Annotated in this window: 3 protein-coding genes; 2 read left to right on the forward strand and 1 reads right to left on the reverse strand. The window is 78.4% G+C overall.

What is annotated here, in order from left to right; genetic code table 11:
- Nucleotides 1–2,130, forward strand: a 2,130-nt coding sequence (locus G6556_RS16815) for an iron ABC transporter permease (protein ID WP_240934664.1), incomplete at its 5' end; no start/stop codon positions are given.
- Nucleotides 2,131–2,134: 4 nt separating this feature from the next.
- Here the strand turns inward: G6556_RS16815 and G6556_RS16820 are convergent.
- Nucleotides 2,135–2,557, reverse strand: a complete 423-nt coding sequence (locus G6556_RS16820) for a PLDc N-terminal domain-containing protein (RefSeq protein ID WP_166943992.1) — start codon at nt 2,555–2,557, stop codon at nt 2,135–2,137.
- 204 nt (nt 2,558–2,761) lie between these two features.
- On the opposite strand from G6556_RS16820, the gene G6556_RS16830 reads away from it, so the two are divergent.
- Nucleotides 2,762–5,269, forward strand: a complete 2,508-nt coding sequence (locus tag G6556_RS16830) for a family 43 glycosylhydrolase (protein ID WP_205693645.1) — start codon at nt 2,762–2,764, stop codon at nt 5,267–5,269.
- Nucleotides 5,270–5,305: the final 36 nt, after the last annotated feature.

Here is a 5,305-nt window from a genome sequence, read left to right on the forward strand (position 1 = left end):
GCCGCGCCCCCTGCCGCGCCCGGCGCCGGACCGGACGGCGGGGGGCGCGGTGCCGCCGGGGGCCTCGGGGCCCCCGCGCGGCGCCAGCCCGTGCGGCTGGTCGTCGCGCTCACCCTGCTCGTCGTGTGGCTGGTCGCCGCGGCGGCGTGGCACCTGACCCAGGGCACCGCCGACGTCACCGTCGGCGAGCTGTGGCGCGCGCTGACCGGGCAGGGCGGCCTCGACCAGGCGGCGGCGGTCGTGACCGCCTCCCGGCTGCCGCGGCTCGCCGCCGGCGTGCTCGTCGGCTGCGCCCTCGGCGCGTCCGGGGCGGCGCTGCAGGGGGTCGCGCGCAACCCGCTCGCCGCGCCCGACACCCTCGCGGTGAACGCGGGCGCGCACCTCGCGGTCACCGCGGCGGCCGTGGTCGGCGCTTCGCTCGGCGCGCTGCCCGGCGTGGCCGTCGCGTTCGCGGGCGGCCTCGCCGCGGCGGGCGTCGTCATCGGGCTGTCCGGCGGGCCCGCCGCCTCGCCGGTGCGGCTGGTGCTCGCCGGCACCGCCATCACGCTGGGCCTGTCGTCGGTGACGCAGGCGCTGCTCGTGCTGTTCCCCTGGGAGACCCAGGGGCTGTTCGCCTGGGGCGCGGGCTCGCTCGGCCAGAACGGCATGGGCACGGTCCGCGCCGTCGCGCCGGTCGTGCTCGTCGGGTTCGCCGGCCTGGTGCTGCTGGGCCGGCGGCTCGACCTGCTGGGGCTGGGCGACGACGCCGCGCGCTCGCTCGGGGTCGACGTGGCCCGCACCCGGCTGCTCGGGGTCGTGCTCGCGGTCCTGCTGGCCACCTGCGCGGTGACGGTGACGGGCCCGATCGGGTTCGTCGGCCTGTGCGCGCCGCTGCTGGTGCGGCTGCTCGCGACCTGGGTCCGCCCGCTCGGCCGGCACCGGCTGCTGATCCCCGCCGCCGCGGTGGCGGGCACGGCGCTCGTGCTGACCGCCGACGTCGCGCTGCGCGCCGTGTTCGGCCCGATCTCGGGCGTCACGGTCCCGACCGGCGTCGTGACCAGCCTGATCGGCGCGGTGGCGCTGGTCGTGCTCGCCCGCCGGGCGCGCGCCGCGCTGGAGCCGGACACCCTCGTCACGCTGCGCGCCGGCAGCGACCTGGCCCGCCGTGCGCCGGCGCTGCTGCTCGGCGCCGGGCTGCTGCTGCTCGCCGGCGTCGTGGTCGCGGGCGTGCTGCTCGGCGACTCGACCGTGCTGCTCGGCGACGTGTCGAACTGGCTGGCGGGCCGGGCGTCCGTGCGGCTGGACATCATCCTCGACTCCCGGGTGCCGCGGGTCGCCGCCGCCCTGCTGGCCGGCGCGTGCCTGGCGCTGGCCGGCGCCCTGGTGCAGACGGTCACCCGCAACCCGCTCGCCGACCCCGGGGTGCTGGGCGTCGCGCACGCCGCCGGCCTCGGCGCGGTCGTCGTGATCGTGCTCACCACCGCGCCGTCGTTCGCGCTGGTGTTCGGCGGGGCGCTCGCCGGCGCGGTCCTGGCCGGGCTCCTGGTGTTCGGCGTCACGGCGGGCACCGGCATGGCGTCCGGGCGGATGGTGCTCGTCGGCCTCGGGACCGGCGCCGCGGCGAGCGCGGTCACGACGCTGCTGCTCGTGCGCACCGACCCGTGGAACCAGAACCGGGCGATCACCTGGCTCGGCGGCTCCACCTACGGGGCCGGCACGCCGCAGCTCGTCCCGATGGCGGTGGTCCTCGTGATCGGGGTCCTCGTGGTCCTGCGGACGCACCGGGACCTCGACCTGGTGCAGGTCGACGACGTGACCCCGCGGGTGCTCGGCGTCGACCTGCCGCGGTCCCGGTCGCTGCACGTGGGGGTCGCGGTGCTGCTGACGGCCGCCGCCACGGCCGCGATCGGGCCGGTCGTGTTCGTCGGCCTGGTGGCCCCGCACGCCGCGCGCATGCTCATCGGGAAGCGGCACCGGTGGACGCTGCCGCTGACCGTGGTGCTCGGCGCGGCCCTGGTGTGCGTGGCGGACGTGGTCGGGCGCACGGCGATCGCGCCGGCGCAGCTGCCCGCGGGCCTCGTCACGGCCGTGGTGGGCACCCCGTACTTCCTGTGGCTGCTCTGGCGGATGCGGGCGACCTCGCGCCGCTGAGCGCTCAGGCGGGCCGCGCTCCGGGGGCGTCGTCGTCGGGCGCGGGACCGCGGTCGCGGAGGTCCTGCTCGCGGGCGCGCAGGTCCGCCTCCCAGTCGCGGAGCATGCGCTCGTGCCGCTCGTCGGACGCGCGCAGCCCGGCGAGGAACTCCGGGTCGTCGTCGGGCGCGGCCGGGCGCGGGCGCTCGTACTCGGGGAACCCGGCGGTCGCGGTGCTCGGCCAGGGGACGGACCGCGCGGTCGCGCCGCGTTCGGGCCGCCCGGCGACCAGCCAGGCGATGCCGCCTACCAGCGGCAGCAGCACGATGAGCAGCACCCACGCGGTCTTCGGCAGGTTGCGCACCAGGACCGAGTCCGTCTGGATGCAGTCGACGAGGCAGAACACGAGCAGCCCGAGCTCGAGCAGGACCGGCAGCACGCGGATCACGACGGAACCCTTCGACGGCGGGGGGGTGCGAGAGGTCGACGGGCGCGCCGTGCGCTCCCGGGACACCGGTGACGGTAGGGGAGCGGGCACCGCCCTGTCCGGGAAACGGGCGGATCGTCCGTCGCCGGTCGCCCGTCCGGGTGGCGCCGGCCCGCCGCCGGGCGTAGAAGGGTGCTCCGGATCCACGAACGGCAGGAGCCTGCGATGGCGCAGCGCACCCCTCGGTCCCGGCGCGCCCCCGGGCGGGCCCGCACGCGCGCGCTCGCCCCGGCGGCGGCCCTCGCGCTCGCGCTCACGGCGGCGCTCGCCCCACCACCCGCCGCCGCGGCGCCTCCCGCGCCCGCGCAGCCTGCGGCCACCGCGGTGCCGCCGGCCCCCGCGGCGCAGGTGCCGGTGGGCGACGCGCGGTTCACCCCGGGCAGCCGCCAGACGGGCGCCCCCGGCACGTACACGAACCCGGTCAGCGCCGGCTTCGCGGACACGTTCGCCGACCCGGCCGTGATCCGCGGCCAGGACGGCTGGTGGTACGCCTACGGCACCACCGACCCGCTGCGGTCCGGCGAGGGGACCCGGCACCTGCTGCCCGTGTCCCGGTCCGCCGACCTCGTGACGTGGGAGCACGTCGGCGACGCGTTCACCGAGGCGACGCTGCCGGCCTGGGCGGACACCGACCCCGCGCACCCGGCCGCGCTGTGGGCGCCGGACGTCCGGTACGTCGACGGCGAGTACCGGCTGTACTACGTCGTCACCGAGACGACCGTGACCCCGGGCGCGGCCGACTCGGCGATCGGCGTCGCCACGGCCCCCACGCCGACCGGGCCGTGGACCGACGCCGGCGCCCCGGTGGTGGACCCGCGCCCCGGCGGGAGCGGGGCGGCCGACGACTTCCTGTGGACCTACGACCCGACGCACGTGGTCGGACCCGACGGCGCCGAGCACCTGTTCTACGGCTCGTACTACGGCGGGCTGTGGGTGACCGCGCTGGACGACACCGGCACTCGCGCGGTCGGCGAGCCGGTCCAGGTCGCCGTTGACAACAAGTTCGAGGGCTCCTACGTCGTGCAGCGCGGCGGGTACTGGTTCCTGTTCGCCTCGACGGCCAACTGCTGCGCCGGACCGACCACGGGCTACAGCGTGCAGGTCGGGCGGTCGGCGTCGCTCACCGGTCCGTATGTCGACCGCGAGGGCGTGCCGCTGCTCACGTCCCGGGCGGGGGGCACCCCGGTGCTCGCCCCGAACGGGAACGCGTGGGTCGGCACGGGGCACAACGCGGTCGTCACCGACCTCGCCGGGCGGGACTGGATCGTCTACCACGCGATCGACCGCGAGCAGCCGTACCTGGACGGCACGGACGGCATCAACCGGCGCCCGATGCTGCTGGACCGGCTCGACTGGGTCGACGGCTGGCCGGTCGTGCGGGCGGGGCGCGGGGCGTCCGACGACGCGCAGCCCGCGCCCGCGGCCGGCGGCCCCGCGGTCGCCGGGTTCGAGGACGGGCTCGGCGCGGGGTGGCGCGGGGACGCCTGGCGCGCCGTCGGGGGCGATCCGCAGGGCGGCGGGCACGCCGTGGCGGTCGGGGCCGGTGCGCTGCTCACCCGCACCCGGCTGCCGGGGCCGGTCCGGGTCGAGGCGGACGTGCGGCTGAACCCCGGCGCGTCCGGCGGCGTCGTCGCGGGGTTCGGCCTCGGCCGCGGCGGGTCGGCGGGCGGGTCCGCGGCCGCCGCGGGACCGGCCGGGGTGCGCGGTGCGGCCCGGTCCGCCAGCGGCGTGAGCGCCGTCGTCGACCCCGTGGCGGGCGAGCTGGTGCTGCGGTCCGGCGGCGCGCGGGCCGCGGTCCCGCTGCCCCCCGGGGTCGACTGGTCCACCTGGCACGCGGTCGTCCTCGAGGTCGAGGGCCGTCTCGCCCGGGCGGAGGTCAGCCAGGCCCGGCTCGGCGACCCGCTCGCGGAGGTCACGCTCGACCTGCCGCAGCGGCTCCGGCCCGGCGGCGCGGGCGCCGTGGCGCGGACCTCGGGCGTGCACGTGGACGACCTGAGCGCCGTGCCCCTCGCGCAGCCGGTGTCCGAGGTCGAGCCGCTGCCGACCCCGGGCGAACTGGTGGACGAGGTGACGTTCGACGGCGCCGGCGGACAGCCGGGCGACCTCGGGCCGGGCTGGACCGCGGTGCGCGACCCGCAGGTCACGGTGGCGGACGGGGCGCTCGTCTGGCCGGTCGAGCAGGCCGACCTGACCGGTACCGGCAACGACGCCGGCGTGCTGCTGCGGGACGTGCCCGACGGCGACTGGACCGCCGAGACCGTCGTCTCCGTCGACCTCGGCACGGACGACGTGCGCAACTACCAGCAGGCGGGGCTCGTGGCGTACGCGGGCGACGACCTGTTCGCCCGGCTGTCGCACGTCGCGATCTGGAACACCCGGCAGACCGAGTTCGGCCACGAGACGCCGTACGCCGGCCGGCTGTCCTACGGCGGCATGATCGTCGGGCCGCCGGGTGACACCACGTGGCTGCGGCTCGTGCACCGCACCGACGCCGCGGGGGAGCACGAGGTCCGGGCGCTGACGAGCACGGACGGGACCACCTGGGTCGCCGGCGGCGTGTGGACGTTCCCGCCCGGGACGGACCTGCGCGTCGGCCTGGTGGCGCACGGGTGGGACGGGGTGGCGCCGCGGGCGACGGCCCGGTTCGACCACCTGCGGGTCTGGGCGCCCTGAGGCCGCGGGGCGGGGGAGACTGGCGCCGTGCCCGAC

Source organism: Cellulomonas sp. IC4_254, assembly GCF_011603975.1.
Taxonomy (GTDB): Bacteria; Actinomycetota; Actinomycetes; order Actinomycetales; family Cellulomonadaceae; genus Cellulomonas.